Annotated in this window: 19 protein-coding genes and 2 pseudogenes; 7 read left to right on the top strand and 14 right to left on the bottom strand. The window is 60.2% G+C overall.

The window, feature by feature from the left end:
- Positions 1 to 396: 396 nt before the first annotated feature.
- Positions 397 to 1,647 carry an O-antigen ligase family protein gene (locus PQR02_RS26170; RefSeq protein ID WP_408238039.1) on the top strand — a complete coding sequence of 417 codons (1,251 nt, stop codon included), beginning with the start codon at positions 397 to 399 and terminating at the stop codon, positions 1,645 to 1,647.
- An 89-nt stretch (positions 1,648 to 1,736) separates the two neighbouring features.
- The gene (locus PQR02_RS26165) at positions 1,737 to 2,372 is read left to right on the top strand and encodes a phosphatase PAP2 family protein (protein ID WP_408238036.1); all 636 of its coding nucleotides are present in this window, start codon (positions 1,737 to 1,739) and stop codon (positions 2,370 to 2,372) included.
- Here PQR02_RS26165 and PQR02_RS26160 read toward each other — a convergent pair.
- From PQR02_RS26160 to PQR02_RS26140, 5 genes are all read right to left on the bottom strand, one after another.
- On the bottom strand, positions 2,348 to 3,538 hold the full coding sequence (locus tag PQR02_RS26160; RefSeq protein ID WP_408238033.1) for a glycosyltransferase family 4 protein: 1,191 nt from the start codon (positions 3,536 to 3,538) through the stop codon (positions 2,348 to 2,350). The two genes, PQR02_RS26165 and PQR02_RS26160, sit on opposite strands and share 25 nt — an antisense overlap.
- A 64-nt stretch (positions 3,539 to 3,602) precedes the next feature.
- On the bottom strand, positions 3,603 to 4,919 hold the full coding sequence (locus PQR02_RS26155; RefSeq protein WP_408238030.1) for a lipopolysaccharide biosynthesis protein: 1,317 nt from the start codon (positions 4,917 to 4,919) through the stop codon (positions 3,603 to 3,605).
- Positions 4,920 to 4,947: 28 nt separating this feature from the next.
- Entirely contained in the window at positions 4,948 to 5,958 is a 1,011-nt protein-coding gene (locus PQR02_RS26150; protein WP_408238027.1) for a glycosyltransferase family 2 protein, read from the bottom strand.
- A gap of 337 nt (positions 5,959 to 6,295) precedes the next feature.
- Positions 6,296 to 7,420 (bottom strand): glycosyltransferase family 4 protein, encoded by a 1,125-nt coding sequence (locus tag PQR02_RS26145; RefSeq protein ID WP_408238024.1) that lies wholly within the window; start codon positions 7,418 to 7,420, stop codon positions 6,296 to 6,298.
- Positions 7,421 to 7,483: 63 nt separating this feature from the next.
- Positions 7,484 to 9,748: a polysaccharide biosynthesis tyrosine autokinase gene (locus PQR02_RS26140; RefSeq protein WP_408238021.1), complete on the bottom strand. Its 2,265-nt coding sequence runs from the start codon at positions 9,746 to 9,748 to the stop codon at positions 7,484 to 7,486.
- 1,419 nt (positions 9,749 to 11,167) lie between these two features.
- Here PQR02_RS26140 and PQR02_RS26135 point away from each other — a divergent pair.
- Both PQR02_RS26135 and PQR02_RS26130 read left to right on the top strand, forming a co-directional pair.
- Positions 11,168 to 12,130, top strand: a complete 963-nt coding sequence (locus PQR02_RS26135) for a GlxA family transcriptional regulator (protein WP_408238018.1) — start codon at positions 11,168 to 11,170, stop codon at positions 12,128 to 12,130.
- Positions 12,131 to 12,173: 43 nt separating this feature from the next.
- Positions 12,174 to 13,181 (top strand): ATP-grasp fold amidoligase family protein, encoded by a 1,008-nt coding sequence (locus tag PQR02_RS26130; RefSeq protein WP_408238015.1) that lies wholly within the window; start codon positions 12,174 to 12,176, stop codon positions 13,179 to 13,181.
- Between the two features lie 166 nt (positions 13,182 to 13,347).
- On the opposite strand, the pseudogene PQR02_RS26125 reads toward PQR02_RS26130, so the two are convergent.
- The 5 genes and pseudogenes from PQR02_RS26125 to PQR02_RS26105 form a co-directional block, all read right to left on the bottom strand.
- Positions 13,348 to 13,788, bottom strand: a pseudogene (locus PQR02_RS26125) (hypothetical protein); the annotation flags it as partial.
- A gap of 336 nt (positions 13,789 to 14,124) precedes the next feature.
- Positions 14,125 to 14,832, bottom strand: coding sequence for a substrate-binding domain-containing protein (locus PQR02_RS26120; protein WP_408238012.1), 708 nt, complete (start codon positions 14,830 to 14,832; stop codon positions 14,125 to 14,127).
- Between the two features lie 13 nt (positions 14,833 to 14,845).
- Complete coding sequence (ligK, locus tag PQR02_RS26115; protein ID WP_408238009.1) at positions 14,846 to 15,529, bottom strand: 4-carboxy-4-hydroxy-2-oxoadipate aldolase/oxaloacetate decarboxylase; 684 nt, start codon at positions 15,527 to 15,529, stop codon at positions 14,846 to 14,848.
- A gap of 2 nt (positions 15,530 to 15,531) precedes the next feature.
- A complete protein-coding gene (locus PQR02_RS26110) occupies positions 15,532 to 16,557 on the bottom strand; it encodes an amidohydrolase family protein (protein ID WP_408238006.1) in 1,026 nt (341 codons plus the stop codon).
- A 69-nt stretch (positions 16,558 to 16,626) separates the two neighbouring features.
- Positions 16,627 to 17,976, bottom strand: coding sequence for an MFS transporter (locus PQR02_RS26105; RefSeq protein WP_408238003.1), 1,350 nt, complete (start codon positions 17,974 to 17,976; stop codon positions 16,627 to 16,629).
- A gap of 1,257 nt (positions 17,977 to 19,233) precedes the next feature.
- Here PQR02_RS26105 and PQR02_RS26100 point away from each other — a divergent pair.
- Entirely contained in the window at positions 19,234 to 20,994 is a 1,761-nt protein-coding gene (locus PQR02_RS26100) for a tannase/feruloyl esterase family alpha/beta hydrolase (RefSeq protein ID WP_408238000.1), read from the top strand.
- Positions 20,995 to 21,086: 92 nt separating this feature from the next.
- On the opposite strand, the gene PQR02_RS26095 is transcribed toward PQR02_RS26100, so the two are convergent.
- The 3 genes and pseudogenes from PQR02_RS26095 to PQR02_RS26085 all read right to left on the bottom strand — a co-directional run.
- Entirely contained in the window at positions 21,087 to 22,163 is a 1,077-nt protein-coding gene (locus PQR02_RS26095) for a gallate dioxygenase (RefSeq protein WP_408237997.1), read from the bottom strand.
- Between the two features lie 220 nt (positions 22,164 to 22,383).
- Positions 22,384 to 23,529 (bottom strand): branched-chain amino acid ABC transporter substrate-binding protein, encoded by a 1,146-nt coding sequence (locus PQR02_RS26090; protein WP_408237994.1) that lies wholly within the window; start codon positions 23,527 to 23,529, stop codon positions 22,384 to 22,386.
- A gap of 306 nt (positions 23,530 to 23,835) precedes the next feature.
- Positions 23,836 to 23,946: pseudogene (locus PQR02_RS26085) on the bottom strand (porin); the annotation flags it as partial.
- Between the two features lie 5 nt (positions 23,947 to 23,951).
- Between PQR02_RS26085 and PQR02_RS26080 the strand changes: the two are divergent.
- Entirely contained in the window at positions 23,952 to 24,458 is a 507-nt protein-coding gene (locus tag PQR02_RS26080; RefSeq protein ID WP_408237991.1) for an MFS transporter, read from the top strand.
- On the opposite strand, the gene PQR02_RS26075 is transcribed toward PQR02_RS26080, so the two are convergent.
- Positions 24,370 to 25,536, bottom strand: a complete 1,167-nt coding sequence (locus PQR02_RS26075) for a porin (RefSeq protein ID WP_408237988.1) — start codon at positions 25,534 to 25,536, stop codon at positions 24,370 to 24,372. The genes PQR02_RS26080 and PQR02_RS26075 overlap by 89 nt on opposite strands.
- A 40-nt stretch (positions 25,537 to 25,576) precedes the next feature.
- Between PQR02_RS26075 and PQR02_RS26070 the strand changes: the two genes are divergently transcribed.
- Complete coding sequence (locus tag PQR02_RS26070) at positions 25,577 to 25,816, top strand: hypothetical protein (protein WP_408237985.1); 240 nt, start codon at positions 25,577 to 25,579, stop codon at positions 25,814 to 25,816.
- Positions 25,817 to 25,981: the final 165 nt, after the last annotated feature.

Below are 25,981 nucleotides of genomic sequence, written 5' to 3'. Positions count from 1 at the left end.
GCATCACGCGTAATAGCAACGCGCATGTCGACCCGTGCCGACCGGCTGATGCCACGAACGCCGCACTCGATGAGATCAATCATAGTCAGCGTACGCTGCACTACAGCATGACTGGCGCGAACAGTTGAGGTTTTGGCCGCGCTCGTCGGGCATTTTTATTAAGCACTTGAATGTGGCCGCATTGGCCGATTGAAGGAGGGCGCGCGGCTTGGAAATCGATTGCGACACGTGGTACCGTTCACGTAAGCGGGCCGATAAATCCGGCCTTAAAGGTAGGACGCCGATATTGTCCATTGCCGATGCCACGCTGCATTTTCCTCTCCGATTCCATGCTGGCTTTCAGTGCGTGGACGGCTCTTCAAGCACTGTGCGCCATTCGTTTTTATTGGAGTCGCAATGGCTTACATATCGTTACTTGCCTTATTCCTGACTGTCACCAACCTGATACCGTTGAGTGCAGTGGGATTCGTACCGATCGTCTTTTGTTCATGGCGTTTTTTCGGCAGAACTTACCCTGCGTTTATTGCGCCACTCACCCTTTTCACACTGTTTGCCACGGTTTCCACGCTGCTCTACGACCCCCGCTCTTTCATCGAATTCGACTTCTACCGGCGTGACGGCAACTTCTTCATCTCCTATGCGCCAATCTTCGCGGGCTGCCTGTACACGCACCGCTGGGATCTGAACAAGGTGCTTCGTGCGTTCTTCGTGTTCGCGGTGCTAATCAACCTGCCGGTCTACGCCTACTACATTGTTCAGAATGGCTTACTCGCCATTTTCGCGCATGCCGAAGACAGTTTCGGGAGCTACTTCATCGCGCGCAATGCGGCCGGCGGGTTCTTTGCGATGCTGTTCTGTCTGGGCGTAGCGTGCTACCTGCAAAGGCGCAGCAGGCTGATTCTGGCGCTGCTGGCGGTCAACGCGCTGATGCTCTTCTCCACCTACAGCCGGGGCTCGTTGCTGGGCGTCGCGGTCCTGCTTCCCTACCTGTACTTTGGCCGCAAGCGCTGGATGCTAGCCACGATGATCGCCGCCATACTGGCGGCTTCGATCGGCATGGCCATTTACAATACCGACCCGACGGTCGACTACATGGGCTACACCTTCACCATCCAGAACCAGGATGCGAAGGTCGCCAACCTGAGCGTCCGCTACGAATGGCTGTGGCCGCGGGCTCTCAACTACTTCGAGCAAAGTCCGATCATCGGTCTCGGTTTCGGCTCATTCGACGACCATATCGGCAGTGTCGTCTCCTACTTCCATTTGTTCGGCGTACCGTCGGACATCACGGTCGAACATAGCGACTCTCATGCGCACAATTCCTACCTGAATATCCTCGCGGAACTCGGCATCGTAGGGCTCGCGCTGATGTTGAGCTTCTTCTGGAAGCTGATTGAATGGAGCAAACAGGGGGCGGCCGCTTCCGCGCTGATGGGCGGCGGGCAGAACTTCGCCGCATTCAGGTTTGTCGAGATTTCTTCAATCTGCCTGCTCGTGATGGCGGCAACCGAACATCGGCTGGTATCGCCGTCGAATGTCCTGATCCTGACTCTCGTCATCTCGCTGCTGCTCGCGGCGCGCGCGGTCAGTGCGGTAGCGCTCGTACCGCAACCGCAAGAGCCCGCTGTCGTTCGCCAACGCCATTAAACTGGGCGACTGACCCGCGCTCTTGCAACCGTGCAGTTAGCAAAACGCGTAGAACCGAAGAACTGAAGGACCAGAAGGCGAGAGAATTTATGTGGACTGTGTTCACCAACATCGGCGACGCCGCCGTTACGTTGCCTGTGGCGGCACTTTGCGCCGGCTGGATTGCGTTATTCAATGTGCGCCTCGCATTGCGTCTCGTCGCGACACTCGTCGCCGGCGTCGCGCTAGTGGGCCTGACAAAGGTGGTGTATGCGGGCTGGGGTGTTTCCATCCCTGCCGAAGATTTCCGTGTCATTAGTGGACATGCGGTGCTGTCGACATCCATCTGGATGATAGCCATCACCTTGCAATTGAAATGGTGGCGTCTACCGACGCTGCCGGGCATCGTTGCCGGCATGGCCATTGGGGCGCTGACCGCTATTGCCCGCCTCATGACCCACTCGCATTCCCTGCCTGAAGTGGCATCAGGCTGGCTGCTGGGCGTGGTTATGGCGTTGTTCTTCCTGCGGACCGCCGTCAATGTCGAGCTCGATCGCCTCAAGCCGGTCTGGCCGGCCCTCAGCCTTTTGCTCGTGTCCTCGCTCACCTATGGGCACGAGGCGCCGTTTGAGTATCTGATCCAAACACGTTCACCGCAACTTCATAGTCACGTGCCGTCCGTCATGGCCTTCCTTGGCCGGGTTCGCTACCGCATTCAGGCTCATGAAGCCACGTCGGCAAAATGACGCTCTTCGACAGACAGCGGGTCTCTGACAGGATACGGAAGAAACTGTTCCACGCATGCGTACGGAAGCCGCGCGTCGATGAAACTCGTCAGCGCCGTCTTGAAGTTCTCCGATGAAAAGCGCTCGGCATTGCGGCGGCACTGCCGGGGGTCGAACAAATGGGCGTTGTCTTCAAAACGGCTTACGGCTTCCAGCAACGACTCCAGGGTTTGCTCGCCAAAGAAAACGCCTGTTGGCCGATCGAGCGGCAAACCGACGACCGATTCCAGCACGCCCCCTCTGCCGAACGCAATGACCGGCGTTCCGCACGCCTGGGCTTCCACCACTGAAATGCCGAAATCCTCTTCAGCCGCGAACACAAACGCGCGGGCGCGCCGCAAATGGTCGACGAGCACGTCGAAAGGCTGATGGCCGAGAATCGTCACGTTCTCGCCGGCGACAGACTTGATCTTTTTCATCTCGGGACCGTCGCCGATCACCACGAGCCGGCGTTCCGGCGTTTGGGAAAAAGCTTTGACGATCAGGTCGATCCGCTTATACGGCACCATCCGTGAAGCGGTCACGTAAAAATCTTCCTTTTGCGTACATAACGACAAGTTGGCGAGATCGACAGGCGGATAAATGACGGTCGATTCCCGCTGATAGGCTTTCTTGATACGCCGCGCGATGAAGTGCGAATTCGCGAGGAGATGATCGACGCCGTTGGCCGAGCGCGAGTCCCATCCGCGAATGTAATGAAGCAGCACACGCGCCATCGCCGATTTGAGGCCGGTGTTCAGATGCGACTCCCTGAGATATTGATGCTGGAGATCCCACGCATAGCGAATCGGTGAATGCACGTAACTGATGTGAACCTGGTTCGGGCCGGTCAGCACGCCCTTCGCAACCGCGTGCGAACTGGAAATGACGAGGTCATAGCCGGACAGATCGACTTGCTCGATCGCGATCGGCATGAGTGGCAGGTAGGCACGGTAACGTCGACGTGCAAAGGGCATCCTTTGAATGAACGACGTGTTGACGGATTTGCCCTTCACACACTCGCGGTCTTCCAGAAAATCGACAATCGAAAAGATGTCCGCGCTCGGGAAGCACTCGATGATGTTTTTCAACACCTTCTCCGCGCCACCCGTAACGACTAGCCAATCGTGAACAATAGCAACTTTCACTTCGACCTCCTGTGAGATTGCAACCGAGACCTGCGTGGGCATTGTCCTGCTTCGTTCTCGTGCATCATTCGTCCTTCCCTGTGCCTGTCTGGGGCCGCAAACCGCACGCCATCCTAACCATGCCCATCGCGCGCTGGGCTCCCGGCACCAGACCAATCAGTTTGAGGCGGATCGTGATGCCCAACAGCATCATCGCCAGCGTCGCTTCGCCAACCACCCGAGCAGTTGCCATGCCCACTGCTCCATATCGAGGCGCAAGGAAAAGCGCCACGGCAAGATTGACCAGGCCCGACACCGCGCCTGAGATCGCAAGCAGCCGATCTTTTCTTCGCGGCACGAAAACATATAACCCGACAAACACGTTGAACGCCGTGAAGGGAAACATCCACGCGAAAATCTGCAGTACATGGGCGCCAGGGCCGAAAGCCGGGCCCAGGATCAAAGGCAGCACGAAAGGCGAAAGCGTGAGTGCGCCGCATAGAATCAGCAGTCCATAACCCATCAGCAAGATGGCGCCCCGGCGGGTCGTCGCACGCGCGCCGTCCTTGTCATCCTGCGCGAGTTGCCGCGAGATGGTGGGAATGAATACCTGCGAGGCGGGCCCCATCAGACTCAGCGCGATCGCCGCGAAACGTTCCGCCGCCCCGAAGTAGCCTACCTGTGCAGGTGTGGACAACAACGTCAACAAATAGGTCGACGACGCCGTCAGCACGACCGAACCGGACGAATAGCAGAAAAGCATTGTCGAGCCTCGCACAAGAGGAACGACGCCGGCAAGTTTCAGACGCGGCCACCCTAGTTGATACGTTGTCAGACCGTACGAAACGATCGAAGATGCCAAACCCGCGATCAGAAGACTCGCCAGCACCCACACGGCGTCGTCCGGTCCTTTCACGAGGTGGAGCACCAGCACCAGGCTCAACGCGAAGCCGAACACCTCGATCATGATCGGCGTTCGAAAGTGGTGGCGTCCCTGAAACAGCCAACCGAGGTTCAGCGCCGACACGACACCCAGCATCGTAGCCAGCAGACCGATCACGGGCTGCCCGGACAACACCGGCGAGCTGATCGTGGCCACAACACCGATACAGGCGCCCAGCAAACCCATCAGGAGCCGCGCGCTGACATGCAGCGAGTAGATGGAGTTGCACTCCGCCGCGGAGTGCGCCTTCGACACATCCCGCATGCCGACGAACGTGAATCCATAACCGACGAGCATCCATATCACATTCATCAGCGACATCGCCGCCAGTACCCGGCCGTACTCCGCAACGCCGAGAATCCTTCCGTACAACGGTACGACGATGAGGAGATAGACATACCTCATCAAATATCCGCCACAGACAAACGCGATAACGTTAGCGTTCGCGGGTCTATCCATACCGCTCTCCTTACGCGCGTTCCGGACTTCAGCGCCCAGCCGCGCGACGGCGGGCAAGCGGGTTGGAGATATAACGCACCACGAAGTCGGACAACGGCGAGTAAGGCACAAGACACAAACTTGAAAGCACCAGCGTGCCGAGCTTCTTCTTGACGCTCCAGAACGGGTTCGCGACGATCGTATGCAGATAGCCGTGAGAGTCGCGCAACATCCAGCGCCAGCGCGTCAGAAGGGTCGCGTGATAAATGCTCGAACAGAAGGACGCTTTCTCATGTGAGAAGTCATGAAATGTCGGCGGAAGTTCCAACTGCAGCCGGGCTCGGGCGATATTTCTCAAGATCGCCCACCGCATGTTGAACGCCCTCGGCGCCTTGTTGATCTGCTCCGAGTTGGCGAACGACACCGTGGCGCCGTCGGCGTTATGCACGCGGTAGCCGCCAAGCGACTTCGCCACCGTCGCGATAGGGCCGCTCAAGGCCGCCCCGTAGATTGCGTAGAAGTCCGCGCCATAACGGTTGACGCCCTCCTCCGGAACAGGAAAGATGCGCCGCAACGCGCTGACGCGATAGGCGTTGCCCGACGCAGGCGGCGACGGATAAAGCCAGCCGCCCATCAGCAGCTTGCCGCAGTCAGGAGGCGGCTCGCTGTGAGGTACATACGCGCCGGTGGGCATCCCCGCGCCATCCATCACATCGAGGCGAAATTGCACCTTGGCCCATTTACCTTCTGCGAAGAGCCGCATCACTTCGGAGACGGCGCTCGGGTACAGCACGTCATCCGAATCGAGGAAGATCACGAACTCCGTTCCGAGCGCCTCGATCGCGTAGTTGTAAGCGGAGACCTGACCACCGTTTCTCTTGAAGACGGACGAGATGCGTGTGCCGTACTGTTCAATGACGGCGCGTGAGGCGTCGGTGGAACCGTCGTCGATGACCAGTACAGTCGTTGCTGGATAGTCCTGCGCCAGCGCCGAGTCGATAGACGCGGCGAGATAGTGTTCGTAGTTGTAGTTGCAAATTACAACGGTGACCTGGTTCATGATGTCTCGACGCTATCCAAAAGATTCGGCTGTGTCGGAATCCGACAACCGTGAAACTGACGACACACCCGCAAGTGCGACGACTCATTCGCACGGGGCATGGCCCGTTCTATTCGAATGGCTATACCGCGCGACGAACAACGAAATCCGCGAAGTGCCTGGGCGGAACGTTGCCACCTCCATTGACCTGCGCTGGCGGATTGAAGCGAACCCCGGATGTGGCGTGCATCGGATCGCGCTGCCCGGCTGGGCCGGATTGTCGCCCGTGAGCACCCCACCCGCCGTCTGCTGGTACTTTCCGCTACGCGAATCATTCGCGTTCCCATGAACATAAGCACTAGCTCGTCGACGCGCTGGGCGTCAGATCGGGTAGGCGCTCGCCGGTCGCGCCATAGAGGATCTCGAGCGCCTTCTGCGCCGAGCATTCCCAACGAAACTCGCGGGCATGCAACAAGCCCATGGTCCGGTGGCGCTGCCGCAGATCCGCGTCGCTCATCATCCGCGAAATCTTCGCGGCAATGTCGTCCGCCGACGCCGCGTCGCAATACATCGCCGCCTCGCCGCACGCTTCCGGTATGGATGTGCAGGACGATGCGATCACGGGGCAACCGCAGTACATCGCTTCGAGCGGCGGCAATCCGAATCCTTCATACAACGACGGAAAAATCAGACAGCCGGCGTTCTCGTACAGCGCCTTCAATTCGCCGTCCGACACGAAGCCCGCCCACACGACCCGCCCGGAGTCCGCCGCATTCCCGGAATGCCGCGCCTCGTCAGCGTGGAAGATGCGCGAGTTCCTGCCGCCCACCACGACGAACTTGAGTTCCGACATATGGTCGAGCTTGCCGACCGCTTCGAGAACACGCTGCAGATTCTTGCGCGGATCGAGGCTGCCGACGATCACGCAGTAGCCGTCCTTCGCAAGCCCGAGACGGCTTATCACAGCGGCGTTGGAGGCGATACGGTCGAGGTGGTCCGCAGCGGGATGAACTACCGCGACGCGTGACTCATCGATCTTCAGGTGATGGCAAATACGCGACTTCGAGAAGCTCGACACCGTCAGGATCATCGGGTGCGTGCGCCGCAGCATCGCGAAGCATATCCGGTACCAGAGCCGGAACTTGCGGGAGAACCCATGCGGAACATCGTAGATCGCCATGTCGTGAACCATCACGACCTGTTTGCGCTTGAAGAGCGGATTGGTGTTGCACAGATTGAGCAGCGTCATGCCTCTGGCCGCAATGGGCAGCGTGATCTGCTCCCAGAGAGTGCCGCGCAGCCATGGGAAGCGGCGCAGGTGCTTGAGCAGCGTCCCCGGTTCCATGGCGTTTTGCGGCACGAACACTTCCAGTTCATCACCGAGCCTCGCATCCATCTGCATTGCTCTCGTGAGCTCGTACGCCACCCGCTGAACACCGGTGACAGGCTGCGAGGTGAACTTTCCGTTGATTGCAAAGGTCATCGGGTTCTCCGTTTGACGCCGTCACGAAGCGACTGGCTGCAACTGGCTTACGACCGGACGAGATCAATGCGTGGTGGTTTCGAGATCGCTGGCGTAGTTCGTCGCATAGCCGTAGTTCCGGGTACTTCGCCGCAGCGGAATGCCATTGAAGACCGCACCGGCAATTCGCCCTTCGGCACGTTCCATCTTCTTGACCGTGTCCGCGATTTCCTCCTCGCTCTGCATTCCGGAGCGCAGCACGAGCAAGGACGCGCCGGCTTCACTCGCAATGATGGAAGCGTCCGTGACCGCGAGAAATGGCGGCGTATCGATGATCACCAGGTCGTACTGGCCCGCGAGCCGCTCCAATACGTCCTTGAAGCGGGGCTTCATCAGCAATGCGGCGGGGTTCTCGGGGCGCACCCCACACGACAGGAACGTCAGGCCGTCGATACCCGTGGGCCGCAATGCGTTGCGCAAAGGCATCCGCTCCGCGAGCACTTCCGACAGGCCGCCGCGGTTGGTGCCTTCGAACAGCGACGCGAGGTGGCCGCGCCGCATATCGGCGTCGATCAGGACGACCCGCGAGCCGATCTCCGCGTGCAGGATGGCGAGATTTGCCGCAACAAAGCTCTTTCCCGCTGAAGGCGTCGGTCCGATGACCATCAGGACGTTGTTGCGCGCGTGCGCCAGATCCCGTGTGACCGCGGTGCGCACCGCGCGAAGCGCCTCAACCGAAGTGTCGTGTGGAAAACGTGCCGCAAGGACCCTGCTGTCGCCGTCGCCCGCGGAAGCTGCTATCGCTCCCACGCCGTCCGCGCTGCGGCGGAACTGCATTTCAGGGGTAATCTTGTGGAATGGCAGACTGCTTTTCCCTCCCAGACCCGCCAGTAATTTGCGTCCCCCGCCCGTCGAGAGGCGATCGAGCAGCAGTTGTTGCTGACTGAACAGAATCTCGCCGAAAACCGGCACGCTCATTCGACGTTCGACGTATCGCGGGTCCGTCACGCCGGTCAACACGTGGCGGCGCATGAAGACGAGCACGACACCGGACACCAGACCCAGCACCAGGCCACCCGAGAGAACCAGGATTGGCTGCGGCTTGACTGGACGATGCGGTCTGATCGCCTGGTCGACGACATGCGCTCCGCCTGTGGTGCTGGCGCGCCGGACCTGCAATTGCTCGGCCTTCTGGACCATCCCGAGATAAATCGTTTCCGCGACCTTCTGCGCACGAAGGAGATCGACACTCTCACGTTCGGACGACGGCATGCCGCTAAAGTGGCCATCGAATTTCGCCTTCGCGTCCTTCAATTGCGCAAGTTGCGTGTCGACGTTCTGGATCCAGCGGCTATCCGGTGTGTAGCGTGCGAGCAGTTGTGTGCGTTGCAGTTGCAGGCCCGCAATCTGCTTGTCGAGGTCCAGGCCTCCCTGCAGGTAGGCCTGCGCTTCGCTCGTCGGCTGCATGGACTGCGAATTCGAGCGGAAGTGCTTGAGTGCATCCTCGGCTTGCCTCAAATCCGCGAGCAAACGGGGCAGCTCGCCGTTAATGAATGCGAGCGTAGTCGTGTCGTTGAGCTGCCGGGACGCAATGGCGGTCACAAGATATTGCTGTGCGAGCGCATTGGCCACCTCGGTCGCCTTGTCCGGACTCGTGTCCGTATACTCTATCTGGAGAAGACCCGAGTCCTTCACCTTGTCAGTAACCTTAACCAGCTCCTCGAATCGCTTGATCGCGTCGAGTTCGTTCCAGCGAATCACCTGGAATTTCGTGCCGGGCCGCGCGTCCAGTCCTTTCACGAGCAGGGACACGCCGTTGTCCATGACGCTCTTGCCCACCGTGCCCTTCACGAGAAGTTCATCCGAAGGTCCACGCAATTCATAAGCGCCATTCTCGAGAGCGATCAGGGTCAGTTTCTCTTCCTCGAGTTCCCGCGGCACATCCATCGCCCCGATCCGAACGCGCTCGCCGCCCCATGCGAAAGACTTCAATCCCAGCCAGGGCGCCGCCGGCTCTCCTGGTGTCGCGAACTTCTCGGCGATGTCGCCCAGCACAGGCAGCTTGTTTGGCGTCACCGACACGTCGAAGCGGAATTTGTCGATCACCGGATCGAGCACCGACCGGCTGCGCATGACGGCCATCTCCGTCACAGGAGACGGCGCGGCCGGTGGCAGCATCTCATTCTGTAATGCGAGACCGAGCGCATTCGGTTCCGGCGGGTCGACTCGCACCAGTACGTCAGCGGAATAGATGGGCGTTGCAATGAGGAGATAGGCCACTGCCAACGTCAGAACCACGACAGTCGTGACCACAATTTCCCAAATGTGATCCCGCATCAGCGTGAGCATCCCGCTCACGCTGAGTTGGCCACGTTCAGTGCTGGCAGCCGGAGAGAGCGAATTCAGAGGGTAGTAATCCACCGCTTGATCCTTCCAATTTTTGATGGGCAGAGTAGCGAATCGATACTGCTCCGCTGCACCACCAGTTCGCAATCTGGAACCGCTGCCGGCCGATGTGGGTATGACACTGACCGGCAGCACCTCGGAGTGACGTGCTGGGTTGGGTTAGGTCGGAGAACCGCGTTCGATACGGCCTGAATGACGGAGGACAGTCCGGCCTGTTGCTTGTCCCGATTGCTGGTGGCGATCGGGACTGCCGACTTCCCCCAATCCTCATTTCTCCAGCAGCGATCTCACGGAATTCAATAGCCTCCATTCATTCGTATTACCAAATAATTGCTTAGTTCATTCCTTGCAACCGGGGAGATTGAGCTGGTTGCGGGAAATCCTCTGCCCCTACTTCGAAAAAGTAGAAGACATATTGGTCCACGTGATATCGACGATAGCGCCCTCTAGACCCGAGGACACGCCGAAAGAAAATTGTTTTGCGCCAATCGCGAGACTTTTGCGTGAGGACAGTTCGTTATCAGTCGCACAACCACCACGCAACGCCGATCTTCAGGATGCGGTCCGCAAACGGCGTGGAGTTCGCATCCCGAATACCCTGCGCGATGCTACCAACACAGGACCGACAGAAGCATGTCAGCAGGTGATCGCGTTTCGCCTGCTCGCGTCACGCGCCAAGTCCGACACGGCATCCAGCGATCCGGGATAACGGCGGCTGGAAATGTCCCTTCGCCACTCCATGGCGATGGAGTGTTAAACAATAGCCTTGGATCCATGCAGATTCAAAAGTCAGTCAATTGCGACTTAACTTTTCTGTGGATGTTGCAGCGAAGCATAGACTGCAAAAAACGCATTCAATCGTTATCGGCATAAATTCGGGTGCTAATGGCCGATTAAGCAGAGCGTTTTACAAATGCAGCAGCCGCAGAAAGCGTTGTTGCTAACTGCAAGTGATGTAACAGAGTTATACGGGTCAGTGCAAATGCGTTAACAGAACCTTAGAAAAAGTTCACAGAAAGAGAACATCTGTTTTGAACGCCATTCCGGTCAGCAGCCCTTGCCACGCCGCGCATATGAGCCTGCAGCAACGCTCTGGGTCCGCGTTCTGGCTGCGCATTAGTCACGGAAAAAGTTTCTTGTGGCAATAGATATTAGAACGCTTTTTCTCAAATTGCGAGGTAAGAATTTCTCTCATTATGACTATTACGCCAAAACACCCACGAATACCAGCCAAGCTCGTCCGGGAAATTTCGATGCGTTAATCTCCAAGTGGAGTGATTGGCTTGTTGGGAGAACAGCCGGACGACTTCCGCAGATCTTTTTTGCGCCACGCGTCAATGAGCATCGGAATGGATGACAGCTATGAAACACATTGGTCTCTTGGTTTTTCAGAACTGTTCAATGACAACCATCGGAGCTATCGGTGATGCTTTCCGCCTCGCCAACGAGTTCGAGAGGGATGCAGGCCAGCAAGCTCCATACAGGTTCTCGGTGCTGTCGGACGAAGGCGGCGTAGTGACCAGTTCGTCCAGCATTTCGATCTGGACGCAAAGCCTCAAACGCTACAGCCTCTCGGATTTCCATGCTTTCTTTGTCGCTTGCCGAGACGCGGCCGAAACCGCGGAATCCAACGATCGCTTTCTGGCGTGGATTTCCCTGCAAGGATCGATCGCTTCGGTTCGCATCCAGCAAGGCGCGAATCTCGCGGTGGTGTGCCGCAATCCGTTGCAATCGACTGTGCCCATCTTTCTGTTCGACGACAGAAGCGACGTCATGCAGGACGGTGCCGGTGTGACGCCTACCGACCTGGCGCTTGCGCAGATCGAGCGCGATCTGAGTTCCGAGATCGCCCGAAAGGTCGCCCGCATCCTGCAGACCAGCTATAAGGAGAAGCAAAAACCGGATCTCGACGACGCGAACATCACCACCACGACCGAGAAGATCCGCGAGTCGGCACGCTGGATCAAGGAGAACTACAGCAAGGCAATTTCGGTCGCCCAAGCCGCCGAATGCGCGGCGATGAGCAAGCGCAATTTCCAGCGCCGCTTCAAGTGCGAATTCGGTATGACGCCTCTCGAATATCTATTGCGGACGCGCTTCGAGGTTGTGTCGTCGATGCTGCGTAATACCGACTTACCCGTCGACAAAATTGCACGGCGATGTGGAATGGGCGACGGCAACCGTCTGGGCCGGCTCTTCAAAGAGCGCTACGGCATGTCGCCCACGCAATTTCGCGCCCGGCAACATTTCGAGTCCGAAGAACGGTGCCTGACACAGGAGGAAAGTTGGAGCGCCGCAACTGAGATAGTGCGCGAAGCCCCTTAAGCGTCGGACAACGCTTCGCACCGCAACCAGTTATGGATCACACATGACAACAACCAAGTCCGCCCAGTTCGATGGCGAAGCCCCCGCATCCGCCTCGAGGCACCAGGATGCTGTGGCGTCCGAAGACGATGCGGCCGCCGAGGCAGGACGAATTCCGGTAGATCCTTATCGCCTGCCGCCGCACTCGGTCCCTCTTGTCAGAAGAATGAAGGAAGCGGCGAAGTCCGTGCTGCCGGACGCGCTCTTCCTTAGTCTGTTGCATCACAAATGCATTGGCCGCTATCCCAATCTGCTTCGTCCCGCTACCTTCAACGAAAAGATTCTGCAACGCAGCCTCAGGCCCGATCCTCGCTACATCAATTTGACCGACAAGCTTCTGGTGCGTGAATACATCGCCGGCAAGATTGGCGAGGAGCATCTGATACCGTTGATCGCCGCGCCGGATGTGTTCACGCGCGAGGTCTTCGACGCTCTCCCGAATGCCTTTGTAATGAAGGCGAATCACGGCAGCAGCTTCGTCGAAGTGGTGAGAGACAAGTCGGAGACGTCTTTCGAAAAACTGCAATGTCGCGCAGCGCAGTGGCTGTCCACCGACTTTTACGACATTGCACGCGAGCGGCACTACCGTACCATCAAGCCGCGCATCTTCTTCGAGCATTTGCTTCTGGACCAGCGCGGCCAGATACCGGCGGATTTCAAGCTGCACTGCTTCAACGGACAGCCGGGTCGGCCGATCATCTACATCCTCGTGATATCGGATCGATTCGGAAGCTCGACGCATGGCGACGTGTACGACGTCGACTGGAATCATCTCGACATCGCAATCGGCTTCTACAAACGGAGCCCCGCGCCCGCGCCTCGTCCAACGAATCTGGACTCGGTGCTGAAAGCGGCACTCACCTTGTGCGAAGACTTCGACTATGTTCGCGTGGATTTGTACGCGCCAGATAACCTGGTGTACTTCGGCGAGTTGACATTCACACCGGGCGCGGGCGTATTGCCGTTCACGCCTGATCGCGTCGACTACGATTGGGGAAAGTTGCTTGTCTGAACTGAACGTGCGACGCAAAAGACGACGACGTATGGGATGACGCCGCTTGCCTGAGCCCGTTGCAGGTCATAGCGGGTCGAATTGAAGCAGGATCAAGACAATCTGGCTTCCCTTTTCCGCAGCGAAGGGAGGCCAGATTTATTGTCCGCGAAGCGCTCTCGCCGGCTTAGTTGTCCGGATTGCTCGCAGTGAAGCTCGTAAACGCGCTATACGACGGATTGATCGGCGTGCCGTTCATCATAATCCCGAACGTTTCGTTTCCGCTATCGAGCACGCAGTACATCACCGACTGGATGTTGTGATTCTTTCTCTGCTGATAGAACTCTGTCAGTTTTGCGCTGATGTAGTTCGCCCGGTAAGCCTCGGTTTGTTCCGGGCCCGTGTTCCATTCGGTGATCATGAATGGCACGCCATATCGGGCCTTGCAATAGATCGGCAGATCGATTCAAGCACCGCCGCCGTCCGTGCCGATGTTGAAAATGTCGCCGTACACTTCATAGTTGTGCCACGTCGTGATATCCCAGCGCACCGTCGGATAGCCACCGCTGCCGTCCGGTTGCATGCCGTCCCACAACGCGTCGGACGCGCCAACATCGTTCACGCAGAAGATGTCGAATTATTTCCACAATCGAGAAAATGCTCTCGAAAAAAGTCATACGATAATAAACAAACTGATTCCGCAAACAACCTTGAATAACCATGCAAGGCGATTAAAATTGTGACGGTAGAAAATGCGCTCAATGGTCTTCACGCCTCCTCACGTCTGGCTTCGTGCAGCCCGACGTGAAAAACCAGCGCAGAGCAATACAGACCATGCGTGGCCAACCGCATCGCGCAGAGGCATCCAATGAGGCGCTTAGTGCGGATGGTCCGCTCGACGCCGGGGGCGGGCGGATGTCCGCACGCGAGCCGAAGCGTTACCGCAGCACGCGGTGTACTGCGATCAGGCCGGCTCCATACCATTCCGCGACTTGGCAATATCGGCCTCAGGCGAGGTCAGAAACGTCAGCAGCGCCCGGACGGCCTCGCGCTGACTCGTCGCGACGCAAGCCGCCGCGGCGAACACGGTGGTGGCTTGAACGTCAGGCGGCAGCGTGCCGACCACGTCGATGCCCGGCAAGTGGATCAATTCGCTCAATTGCTGAACGCCCAGCGCCACGTCCCCGCGCGCGACCAGCGCCCCGACCGGGACACCAGGGGGCGCCTGCACGATGCGCGGCTCGATGAGCCCGGCGATGCCCCAACGCTCGAACAGCCGCTTCAGGTGCGCGCCGCTGGGCCCCGTCGAATAGCCGATGCTGCGCGCCGCGAGAATCGCCTCGCGAAGCGCCGCTTCGCTGCCGATGTCCGGATGCGCCTGCCCTGCCGCGACGGCAATCGCCATGCCGGAACGCGCAAGGTCCACACGGCTCGCCTGATCGACGCGGCCCGCGGCGGCCAACCGGTCGAGCGCGTCCGCCGCCAGCACGACGAATTCGAATGATTCGCCATCCTGAACACGCCGGGCCGCGTCGACGCCGCCGACCGACTCGATCGCCACGGGCTGCCCCGATAGACGCTCGTAGCTCCGCGCGAGTTCGGCCAGCACCTGGCGCGTGGCCATCGACGAGATGCCGGTGATCGGCTTGCGTCCGGTTTGCCCGCTGACCATGGTAACTGCCCTATTAGTCTTTGTAGCGCAGCCCAGCGTGTTCCAGAGGCCCGCGCATGTTGCACATATCCAGACCCAGCACGCCGGAGGCCAGCTTTGCGCGCTTTTCGCTTTCGTTTGCTTCGCGGGCGGCCGCCTTTTCGAGCACTGCTTGCGCCGACGCCGCGGGCACCACCACCACACCATCGTCGTCCGCGACGACGACATCGCCCGGCGTGACCAGCGCGCCTGCGCACACCACGGGAATATTCACCGAACCGAGCGTCGCCTTGACCGTGCCTTTCGCGGAGATCGCCTTGCTCCAGACCGGGAAGTTCATCTCGGTGAGCACGCTCACATCGCGCACGCCCGCGTCGATGATCAGCGCATGTGCGCCGCGCGCCTTGAAGCTCGTCGCCAGCAGGTCGCCAAAATAGCCATCCGTGCAGTCTGCCGTGACCCCGGCGACGACAACGTCGCCCGGGCGGGTCTGCTCGGCCGCAACGTGCAGCATCCAGTTGTCGCCCGGTTGCAGCAGCACCGTGACCGCCGCGCCGCTCGCGCGCGCGCCGACATAGATAGGCCGCATATACGGCTTCAGCAGACCCGTGCGCCCCATCGCCTCGTGCACGGTCGCCGAGCCGAGCGCGCCGAGTTGCGCGGCAACCTCGGCGTCCGCGCGCTGAATGTTGCGATAGACGACTCCAAGTTCATACATGATTACTGTCCCGTCGATTTAAGCAATGCATCCAGGCGCGGATAGACACGCCGCGCATTTCCTTCGTAAATCTTGTGACGTTCTTGCGCATCGACGTGCGCCGCTTCGATATAGCGTTTCGTGTCGTCGAAATAGTGGCCTGTCTCCGGATCGATGCCACGCACCGCGCCGATCATTTCGCTCGCGAACAGAATGTTGTCGACGGGGATCACGCGCGTCAACAGATCGATGCCCGGCTGATGATAGACACAGGTATCGAAGAAGATGTTGTTCAGCAGATGATCCTTCAGCAGCGGCTTTTTCAGCTCCTGCGCGAGTCCGCGGAAACGGCCCCAGTGATACGGCACCGCGCCGCCGCCATGCGGTATGACGAGGCGCAGGGTCGGAAAGTCGCGGAACAGATCCGACGTCAGGCACTGCATGAACGCGGTGGTATCCGCATTCAGGTAATGCGATCCGGTGGTGTGGAAGCACGCGTTGCAACTCGTGCTCACGTGAACCATCGCGGGGATGTCGTACTCGACCATCTTCTCGTAGATCGGATACCAGTAGCGGTCGGACAGCGGCGGGCTGGTCCAGTGGCCACCGGACGGATCGGGGTTCAGATTGATCGCCACATTGCCGTACTGCTCGACGCACTTGACCAGCTCCAGGATGCAGGTGGCAGTGTCCACACCGGGGCTTTGCGGCAGCATCGCCGCCGGTACGAAATTGTCTGGAAAGAGCTGGCTCACCCGGTAGCACAACTCATTGCAGATCGCGGCCCATGTGCTGGAAACCTGCGCGTCGCCAAGATGATGCGCCATGAAGCTCGCGCGCGGGCTGAAGATGGTCAGATCGAGACCGCGCTCGCGCATCAGCTTCAACTGGTTGCTTTCGATCGATTCGCGCAGCTCGTCGTCGCTGATCTGCAATTCCGACGCCTTTGGCATCCCGGACGGATTCTTGATGCCCGCGATCTGGCGGTTGCGCCACGACTCCAACGCTTTCGGCGCGGTGGTGTAGTGGCCGTGAATGTCGATGATCACCGTCTCTCCTCAGAAATTTGACTTCAGGAGCGGCGCGCTGCGACGAGATCGGCGCGCGCCGCGCATGCCTCAATGTGCAGTGTTCGGACTTGCCGTGGCCTCGCTGGCGCTCACGTGCTGGCTCACCAGGATTGCGATTGCAGCCAGTGTAGCGGGGATCGCGAGCATCGCGAGAATCGCGCCGAACTGCCATCCGAAGCCGAGCAACGCACCGCCGATCGCCGAGCCGAAGATGCTGCCGAAGCGGCCCATGCCGAGCATCCAGCTCACGCCCGTGGCACGCGCCACCGTCGGGTAACGGCCAGGCGCATACGCGTTCAGGCCGGTCTGCGCGCCGCTCATGCAGAAGCCCGCGGCAAACACCAGCAACGCCAGCGACGAAGACAACGCACCGATATAACCCAATCCGAGCACGCACAGACCGCCGCCCAGGTATGCCGCGCTGATCACCGGCGCGGGGCGGACCTTGTCCATCACCCAGCCGACCAGAACCGCGCCGACCGTTCCACCGATCTGGAACATCGCCGTAATGTTGGCGGCCGCGCTGACGGTCAGCCCGGCGTCCTTCATCAGCGTGGGCAGCCAGCCGGTCAGCAGGTAGATAACGAGCAGACCCATGAAATACGTGACCCACAGCGCGAGCGTCATCGAGCCGTAGCCTTGCGAGAACAGCACGCCGATCGGCTTGCGCGTCGGCAGCGGCGGTTCAGTGGAGACGAACACCTCGTCGCCGGCAAAGCGCGCACCACAGACCCGGCCGAGGACCGCGCCGATGCGCTGGGACGACGCGCCGCGCACCGCCAGCAAACGGGCCGACTCCGGCAACAGCCAGATCTGGAACGGGATCAGCACCAGCGGCAGCGCGCCGCCGAAAATCAGCACCGAGCGCCAGCCATGAATCGGAATCAGCCAGCCTGCGGCAAAGCCGATCAACGCCGAACCAAGGTTGAAGCCCGTGAACATAATGGTGATCAGCAATGCGCGCTTGCGCTGCGGTGCGTACTCGGAGAGCAGCGTCGTCGAGTTCGGCATCGCCGCGCCGAGGCCGATACCGGTCAGCAACCGCAGCAATGCCATCGCGCCCGGCGATTGCGTGAACGCTGTCGCGATCGTGAACACGCCGAACAGAAACACCGACGTAACCAACACCCACTTGCGGCCGATGCGGTCCGATGCCGGCCCCGCCGTCAGCGCACCGATCACCAGACCGATCGGCGCCGCGCTCATCACGAGCCCGAACGCGGGCCGGGAAATACCCCAGTCGAGAATGATGGAAGGCGCGACAAAACCCATGATGGCGACGTCCATGCCGTCGGCCGTTACGATCAGAAAACACAGCGCCACCAGGAGCCACTGATAGAGCGAGATGTGCCGTTCGTCGATGAACGTCTTGATGTCTATCCTCTTACCGCTCGTCATTCCACCTGTCATCAGATTTCCCCTATCTCCTTCATTGGTCTTATCGCGCGGTCAAAGCACTTCGCTTTGCTCCCGTTGATTGCGCTACCCGTCATGTCGTGGTGCCCCGTATTGCATTTCCAGATGACCCGAGCTGAAGGTAGCGGTTCGCCCTCCCGCTCCAAAAGGGCGGGCTAACCAGATGTGTTGAAGAAGTATCCGGGCTTCTGGTGTTCCGCATAGCCGCGCCGCAGCGGCCAAAACGCCTTCAAAATCCCTGCGGACAAGGCTGTGGCGCAATCCTGAAGCCCCTGCCGGCGCCCCCGGCGAATGCCCGTTGAAGAACACTCCGATAAGCAGATCAGATGGCTCGGGAACGAAGTCGCATAGAAAGGACTGTTCAGCCGACGCTCTTTTCCCGCATCAAGATACGAGCACACATGCGCCATTGGATTTCCGCCAGGCGCACGTTTTCATCGTCCACTCGCGGCGGCAACTTTATGCCACGAGAGCGTCGGCTTCGCCGTGACAACAGCGTGCAAACCGAAAAGTGAATGCCGCTTCAATCGACGCGCTATAGCGCGACAAAGCCGGCCAGCCACGCTGTCAATTTCAATCTCTTTCAATCTCTTTCCCCATCTAAAAAAATTATTGCGTGTTGTCGTGCAGGCGAGCGGCAATCGTCAGAGCCGCATTTCGCAAAGGCGAGCGAAGCGCTTATTCCGTGGGCCTGCGCGTGGCGTTGATCCAACCGGTAGGGTGCCTTTTACCGCCCGGTTCCGCATCATTCTGGTTAACCCCCAATTCCGCGCGCTTCCCTGCCCGGCTACCGTCGCTTCCAAACTCAGCGAGCGGGGTCAGATGTCGAGCTGCACATCTTTCGCGTTGTTCAGTGCATCTACTGGGGAAGAGAAAGAGGAAAAACCAGAATGAACGACAGCACATCAGAAGGTTGCCCGGCTTGTCCCGGCCACGAACCCAAACAAGTTAGACATCTTAATTAACTTCGATTGCTCAAGACGCGATGCGCATGCATGAACACGACGATTCGATGGCAATCGTCGTCGGCTAGGGGTGCGCGTCATCGCATCGCGAATGATCGACAAGCCCCGGCACGATCGACGATCTAAAAAGACTTTTTTGGCAACCGAAGCATTAAAAGAGGAGATGTGAATCCATGAAGATAAGTAGGCAGCACGCAAACCACGAATGCGTCATGCGGTCCGCACGCACACGTGTGGTTCCGATCGACCATGAAAACAACTCAAGGAGACAAGCGTGAGAGCTCTGCATTCCTTCGGGCTGCTCGCGCGCGTTCATGCGCGCACAGCCTCGCTGCTGACACTGTTCACCGTCTGCGTGAGCGCCGCCCTTGTCGCCGCCTGTGGCGGCGGCGGTGGCGGTCTTTCCCCCACTCCGTTGGCGGTCGTCAATCCGGTCGTCGATTGTTCGAAGCTCGCTTCGATCGACATCACCGACATGGGCGGCGCAGGCAGCTCGATCACCTCGGCTACCGTCACCGCGGCCACGGTCAATGGCGCCACCGTCAACTTCTGCACGGTGAAAGGCACGCTCGCACCGTCGAACACGTTCGAAGTCGCGCTGCCGGTTAGCACCTGGACGCAACGTTTCGCGGAACTGGGTTGCGGCGGCCTGTGCGGCAACCTGAGTGATCCGACCAAGCAAAGCTCGTTCAGCTTCAGCTACACCTGTCCGCTCGTACAGCAAGGTGGCTTCGTGACGGCTGCGACCGACATGGGACACTCGGGCCAAAGCTCCGCCTGGACCACGGACCCGCAAAAGCAGGCTGACTTTGCGTACCGCGGCCAGCACATCACGACACTCGCGGCGAAGAAGCTGATCCAGGCCTACTATGGTCAGGCGCAGAAGTTTTCGTACTTCGTGGGTTGCTCCGATGGCGGCCGCGAAGCACTGATGGCCGCGCAGCGTTACCCGACCGACTACAACGGCATCATTGCCGGCGCCCCGGCCGCTCACTTCCAGATCCAGAACTCGCTGTACCACGGCTGGAGCGTGAAGTCGAACAGCACTACCGGCGACAGCACCGGCAAAGCCGTGCTTTACGCCGACAAGGCTCAGGTGCTGCACAAGGCCGTGGTCGCGGCGTGCGGTGGTCAAACCGGCGTGCCCGACGGCCTGCTGGCCGATCCGCGCACCTGCCATTTCGACCCGGCAACGATCCAGTGCGCGAGCGGCGCGACGAGCACCGCCAACTGCCTGACCGCAGCCGAAGTCGCGACCGCCACGAAGATCTACAGCGGCCCGACGGATGCCACGACCGGCGAGCGCATGCTGGCCGGCTCGCCGCAATATGGTTCGGAAGCCAACTGGATCGGCGTCGAAGTACCGACCACGAACTCGACGGACACGCCGGTGCCTGTCACGGGTCTGTTCAGCTACTCGATCGTGACCGGTGCGTACAACCTGATCTTCACGGGTTCGCCGAGCATGCCGACCATCGACAGCTTCGGCTATCAGGACGCGAGCTTCTATCCGACCTATCTGCAGGCGAATCACCCGTTCAACGATGCGACGAGCCCCGACCTGTCCGCGTTCCAGAAGGCCGGCGGCAAGCTGATCCTGTGGCACGGCTGGGCGGATCAGCATATCTCGCCGCTCTTCACGATCGCTTACTACGAGTCCATGCAAAGCACGATGGGCGAGTGGAACGTGAACGAGTTCGCGCGGCTGTATGTCGTGCCGGGTGTCGGCCATTGCGGCGGCGGCGAGGGCTTCCCCAACATCGACCTGGTGTCGCAGATGACCGGCTGGGTCGAGCAGGCCAAGGCTCCGAATGCGGTGATGACGTACCAGACCAATTCGTCGAACGCAGTAACGGCGACTCGTCCGGTGTACCCGTATCCGGCGGTGGCGAAGTTCACCGGCTCCGGTGACTGGCACGACGGCGCGAACTACACGCAAGGCGCACCGTTGTACACCGCGTCGACTCCCACGTGGGCTGGTTCGAGTTTCTACAGGTCGTACACCGCGAAGACCCAGGGCGTCGCGGCGCCATAAGCGGGCTTCAACTACGCAGTAACGGGGCCGGCCCTGCGGGGCCGGCCTGTTGCGTACCCTCCTTCATCGGGCGTAGTGAGAGGCGTGCCGATTTATTCGGCGTTGCTTTGCTCCGCGCCATCCCACTCGAGCTTGCCGGCGGTCTTACCCGCCACCGAGTACAACGCACCCGGCGCGTTTCGCGTGCGCTGGAACGCCTCCAGCGTTTCGCCGCGCATTGCGGCGTAGATATGCAGGTCCGACACGCCGACCACCGCACCCAGCTTTTCCAGCATGAAGAAAATCACGCCGTAGTGCAGCAGGCCGCGCCAGTCGCGCCGACGCAGCATATCGCGCTCTTCATCCGACAACCCGGCCGCCGCGAAGCTCGCCTCGGGATCGCGCACGAACGCCTCGCGATGAGCCGGCTCGACCAGCTTGTGCAGATACGCGTTGATCCGGACCGCGCGCACGGCCACGTCGATCGAAAACGGATACGTGCCTTCGAGCTTCTCGGCGCCCGCCAGTTGAACGGCCATCCGCTGCCGGTGGCGCTCGACGATCGCGGCGTTCGCCGCGCCCTCTTCGCCTTCGTAGATCGCGGTGGCGATGCCCGCCATCGACGGCAGGTAGTAGCTGCGGTGCTTGCAAACGACATTGACCGACAGCGCGCCGCGCAGGGTCAGCCACATCACGACTTCCGCGCCTTCGTAGCCGCCGAGTTCGGCATATTCGGCAATCGTCATCTCGGCCAGTTGCTCGGGGTCGCGCTCGAACAGATCGAGAAAGCGCTGGTCCCATTCGACATTGTTAAAGCCCGCACGCTCGCCGTGCACCTGATGGGACAGGCCGCCGGTCGCAAGGATCGCGACCTTCAGATCCTCGGGATAGCTTTCGATCGCGCGCCTGAGCGCTTGACCCAGCTTATAGAATCGGCGCGCGCTGGGCATCGGCAATTGCAGCACGCCCATCTGCAACGGCACCAGCTTGACCGGCCACTCGGGGACGTGCGGGCAAAGCAAGGATAGCGGCGAAAAACAGCCGTGATCGAGTGTCTTGCCCTGAAAGAAGGACATGTCGAATTCCTCGGTCATCAGCGACTTGCCGATGTGCGCGGCCAGTCCCGGATGCCCGTCGATCGGCGGCAGATCGCGCGCGCCGCCCGACGCTGATCGCCAAGCTTGCCACAACGGGAGGGAGCGGGAATTGATCTATTGCTACCTTCACGTCGATCGTTCGACGTGAAGGCTCGGACGTGCGCCAATCGTGAAGGAGGCCACGCGCCCAGGATCGAGCGAGGCATCCCGGCTCGTACAACGGCGACGGGTTCCAGAACACCAATCGAAACGGGGCGGTGGAGCCCTGCTCCAACCGCCCCGCGCCGATCCGTGCCGCTTGGCGCTGACCCGCTTACATCTTCATCACGTCGACCAGCGTCTTCTTGCCATCCTTGTAGTCGTACAGCGAGATCACGCCGTGCTGCAGGTCGCCCTTCGCATCGAACGTCGTCTGACCGGTCACGCCCTTGTGGTCGGTGCCCGCGATCTTCGCGAGAACCTTCGACGGCTCGGTCGAATCCGCGCGCTTCATCGCATCGACGACGATGTACACCGCGTCATACGTGAATGGCGCATCGAACTCGATCGGATGACCGAAGCGCTTCGTGTACTTCGCCGCAAACTGCGCGCCGCCGTCCATCCGCTCGACGGCCATGCCCGCCTGCGAGCACACGACATTGCCCGCTGCCGCGCCGGCCAGTTGTGCGAGGCTCTCGGTGCACACGCCGTCGCCCGACAGCACTTTCGCGCGTAGACCGAGCTGGCGCGCCTGCTTGGCGAACGGGCCGCCGGTGGCGTCCATGCCGCCGTACATGATGGCGTCCGGATTCTCACCCTTGATCTTCGTTAGAATCGCGCGGAAATCGACCGCCTTGTCGTTGGTCGCGTCGTGCGACATGACCTTCAGGCCGAGCGCCCTAGCGGTCTTCTCGAACTCGTTCGCGAGGCCCTGGCCGTATGCCGTCGAGTCGTCGACGACGGCCACGGTCTTCACGTTCAGATTCTTCGCGGCGTAGTTCGCAAGTGCCGGGCCCTGCTGCGCATCGGTGGCGACCACCCGGTAGGTCGTCTTGAAGCCTTGCAGCGTATAGGCCGGGTTCGTCGACGAAGGCGAGATCTGCACGATGCCCGCATCGCTATAGATCTTCGACGCCGGAATCGACGCGCCCGAGTTCAGATGGCCGACCACCGCAACGACCTTGTCGTCGACCAGCTTCTGCGCGACCTGGGTGGCCTGGCGCGGATCGGCGGCGTCGTCCTGCGCGTCGAGCACCAGCGTGATCTTCTGACCGTTGATCGTCAGTCCCTTCGCGTTGATTTCCTCGATCGCGAGGCGCGCGCCGTTTTCATTGTCCTTGCCGAGGTGGGCCGAGCCGCCCGTCAGTGGACCGACGTGACCAATCTTGACGACCTGGTCGGCGCATGCCGTGGTCGCCATGCCCGCGAATGCAACGACTGCGGCGCTGATCGGCAACAGCCTGTGAAGCTTGAAACTCATGCAGAAATCTCCTCTGTGTTTTCCAACCAACTGGTTGTGATGGTCGTGAAGTTGACGAATTCGTTAGCGCTCATTGGGCGAGATGAACTGCAGCATTGGCTGGCGAATGCACCGGGCGCCCTGAATTTTGGTGCAGGACGATAGCGCAAAATGGGAAATAGCAAAAGGTTTCGACGCGGTCCGGCGTTGCCTGGTCCGTGCCTCATGGAGAAAAAAGCGAGCGCCTGGCGCGGTCAGAGCGCGGCTTGGACGCTAGCACGCATTGACCAGCCAATCGACAAAATTTGTAAATCTCGCATTATCCGCGTCGACGATCGTGCGCGTGTCGGTGTAGCCCGGGCTCGACAGCGGCGCCGACGCGCCCGTGCCCCCACGCATCACGTCGTGCGAGGCGGCCGCGCCGAATTGCGACGCGTCGGAGCATGATCGCCACGCTGATCGGCACGATCGTCGGCATGTTCGTGATCGTCTATGCGCCCGAGGTCTATCCGACGCGAATCCGCGCGAGCGGCGCCGGTGCCGCGTCTGTGATCACACGGGTTTCGTCGGTGATCGGTCCGGTCATCATCGGCGCGTTGCTGACGTATCTGAGTGTCGAGGCCGTGTTCGGCTACTTCGCGATTGTCTCGCTGCTCGGATCGATAGTGATCGGCGCGTTCGCACTGGAAACCGGCGGCCGCACACTCGATGAGATTTCCAGGTTACAGGATGCGAGACCGGCTGCACCGCCGGTAGGGAAGGGAAAAGCAAAAAAAAGCCCGTCGAATATATTCGACGGGCTTTTTGCATCACAAGCAAAGCGCGTAACCACCGCGGCTTTCTTTCAGACGGCCGCTGGAATCAGAACTTGTGGCGCAGGCCGAGCGCGACCAGTTCCTGCGTGCTGGTGCCGCCGTAGCCATAGGAGCCGATCGACGCCTGCGCGCTGACCACGGCCGTACCGTCCGCGCTCAGCGTTTCACCGCTAGCATGCTGGTATGCGCCCACCAGATAGACGTCGGTGCGCTTGGACAGGTTGTAGTCCGCGCCGAGCGAAACCTGATGGTACGTCGCGCTCGTGTTGCCACTCGATTTCGTATAGCTGTAGCCCACGCCGACCAGCAGTGCCTGCGTCGCCTGATAGTTCAGGAAGCCTTGTCCCGTGTTGAACTTCTGCGTCGACGCGAACACTGACTGCGCATCCTGCTTGTACTGCGCATTGCTGTAGCCGAGGCCGAACGTGAACGGGCCCGCGACGTATTGCGCGGCGACGCGCGCGATATTGATCGACTTCGCCGTCTGGTAGCCGAGGTTCACCAGCGAACCGTCGAACGTCCCGTCCGACGTGCCGCCCCAGGTCGTACGCTGCGCGGTCGCCACGCTCGGATTGTCCGCGACGAAGTAGCCCGCGGCGACCGACACCGGACCGTTGTTGTAAGCCGCCGCCACCGACCACGTCTGGCCCGCGCCGGTTTGGCCCGCGACGCCGCCCAATGCGTACATGCCTTCGACCTGGAAGCCCGCATACATCGGCGACAGGTACTTGATCGCATTGTTGGTGCGCGAGCTGTTGTCGAAGTTGTCCACGTCGCCGACGGTCGCGAAGGCGCTGCCGAAATAGTTGTCAGCGGTAATGCCCTGAATGAGGTCGACCAGCGGGTCGTACTGGCGGCCGAGCGTCAGCGTGCCGTAGTTGTCGCTCGCGAGACCGACGTAAGCCTGGCGGCCGAACATGCGGCTACCTTGGCCGAGTGCGCCGGTTGTCGGATTGAAGCCGTTCTCCAACTGGAAGATGGCCTTCAGGCCGGCGCCGAGATCCTCTTGTCCCTTGATGCCCCAGCGGGTGCCCGACAGATCGCCGCCGCTGCTATTGCCGAGTGCCCACAGGTTCTGATTGCCCGAGGCGTTATGCACGTAAGTGAGAGATGTGTCGATCGTGCCGTAGAGCGTGACGCTGCTTTGTGCATGTGCGGTTCCGACCGCAGCGAATGCGGTCAGTGAAATCAGACAGCGTTGGCTGAGTTTCATTTTTTTATTCTCCGGTAAATGGCGCGAGTCCGAGTGACCCATGACGGACCAAGGCAAACGTGTTGCAAAAAGCGCTGTGCCGATGGTGAGTGGCGAGGTCATCGGCGAACGGCAAAAGCGCCGCCCAAAAAAAGAGAGAGCCGCCTTGCGGCGCTCCCCTCACCTGCCGAATCGATCAGCTATCACAGCGCACGCCATTGGACGCGGACAAAAAAAGCAGGGCCACCGCGATTACAGCAATATTGTTTTGCAAACCAGCGAACAATCGCGGCCATTTTGATGAGTTAAGCGCATTGCAGATGCAGAGCATTCTTACCGGAGAGAACAAAACGTACATCGGGACATCACGTCGTTGTGAGCGGTATGAACAGCTCATTGAGCACCGCTCGCAACGAGCGATGACTTTGATTGCATTTACAACTTGCGAGTCTGCTTCGTGTCGATG

This window comes from Paraburkholderia sediminicola (assembly GCF_046026895.1).
Taxonomy (GTDB): domain Bacteria; phylum Pseudomonadota; class Gammaproteobacteria; order Burkholderiales; family Burkholderiaceae; genus Paraburkholderia; species Paraburkholderia sediminicola_C.
The sequence above is the reverse complement of the archived record's forward strand: the minus strand, read 5'-3'. Positions and strand labels throughout refer to the sequence as shown.

Bases quoted from the DNA above. Each gene is read 5' to 3' on its own strand.
- ligK (WP_408238009.1), bottom strand. From the start codon at position 15,529: ATGTATGAACTTGGAGTCGTCTATCGCAACATTCAGCGCGCGGACGCC.
- PQR02_RS26170 (WP_408238039.1), top strand. From the start codon at position 397: ATGGCTTACATATCGTTACTTGCCTTATTCCTGACTGTCACCAACCTG.
- PQR02_RS26090 (WP_408237994.1), bottom strand. From the start codon at position 23,529: ATGAGTTTCAAGCTTCACAGGCTGTTGCCGATCAGCGCCGCAGTCGTT.
- PQR02_RS26155 (WP_408238030.1), bottom strand. From the start codon at position 4,919: ATGGATAGACCCGCGAACGCTAACGTTATCGCGTTTGTCTGTGGCGGA.
- PQR02_RS26075 (WP_408237988.1), bottom strand. From the start codon at position 25,536: ATGAAACTCAGCCAACGCTGTCTGATTTCACTGACCGCATTCGCTGCG.
- PQR02_RS26140 (WP_408238021.1), bottom strand. From the start codon at position 9,748: ATGCTCACGCTGATGCGGGATCACATTTGGGAAATTGTGGTCACGACT.
- PQR02_RS26105 (WP_408238003.1), bottom strand. From the start codon at position 17,976: ATGACGAGCGGTAAGAGGATAGACATCAAGACGTTCATCGACGAACGG.
- PQR02_RS26080 (WP_408237991.1), top strand. From the start codon at position 23,952: ATGATCGCCACGCTGATCGGCACGATCGTCGGCATGTTCGTGATCGTC.
- PQR02_RS26165 (WP_408238036.1), top strand. From the start codon at position 1,737: ATGTGGACTGTGTTCACCAACATCGGCGACGCCGCCGTTACGTTGCCT.
- PQR02_RS26150 (WP_408238027.1), bottom strand. From the start codon at position 5,958: ATGAACCAGGTCACCGTTGTAATTTGCAACTACAACTACGAACACTAT.
- PQR02_RS26070 (WP_408237985.1), top strand. From the start codon at position 25,577: ATGACGGACCAAGGCAAACGTGTTGCAAAAAGCGCTGTGCCGATGGTG.
- PQR02_RS26145 (WP_408238024.1), bottom strand. From the start codon at position 7,420: ATGACCTTTGCAATCAACGGAAAGTTCACCTCGCAGCCTGTCACCGGT.
- PQR02_RS26120 (WP_408238012.1), bottom strand. From the start codon at position 14,832: ATGGTCAGCGGGCAAACCGGACGCAAGCCGATCACCGGCATCTCGTCG.
- PQR02_RS26130 (WP_408238015.1), top strand. From the start codon at position 12,174: ATGACAACAACCAAGTCCGCCCAGTTCGATGGCGAAGCCCCCGCATCC.
- PQR02_RS26135 (WP_408238018.1), top strand. From the start codon at position 11,168: ATGAAACACATTGGTCTCTTGGTTTTTCAGAACTGTTCAATGACAACC.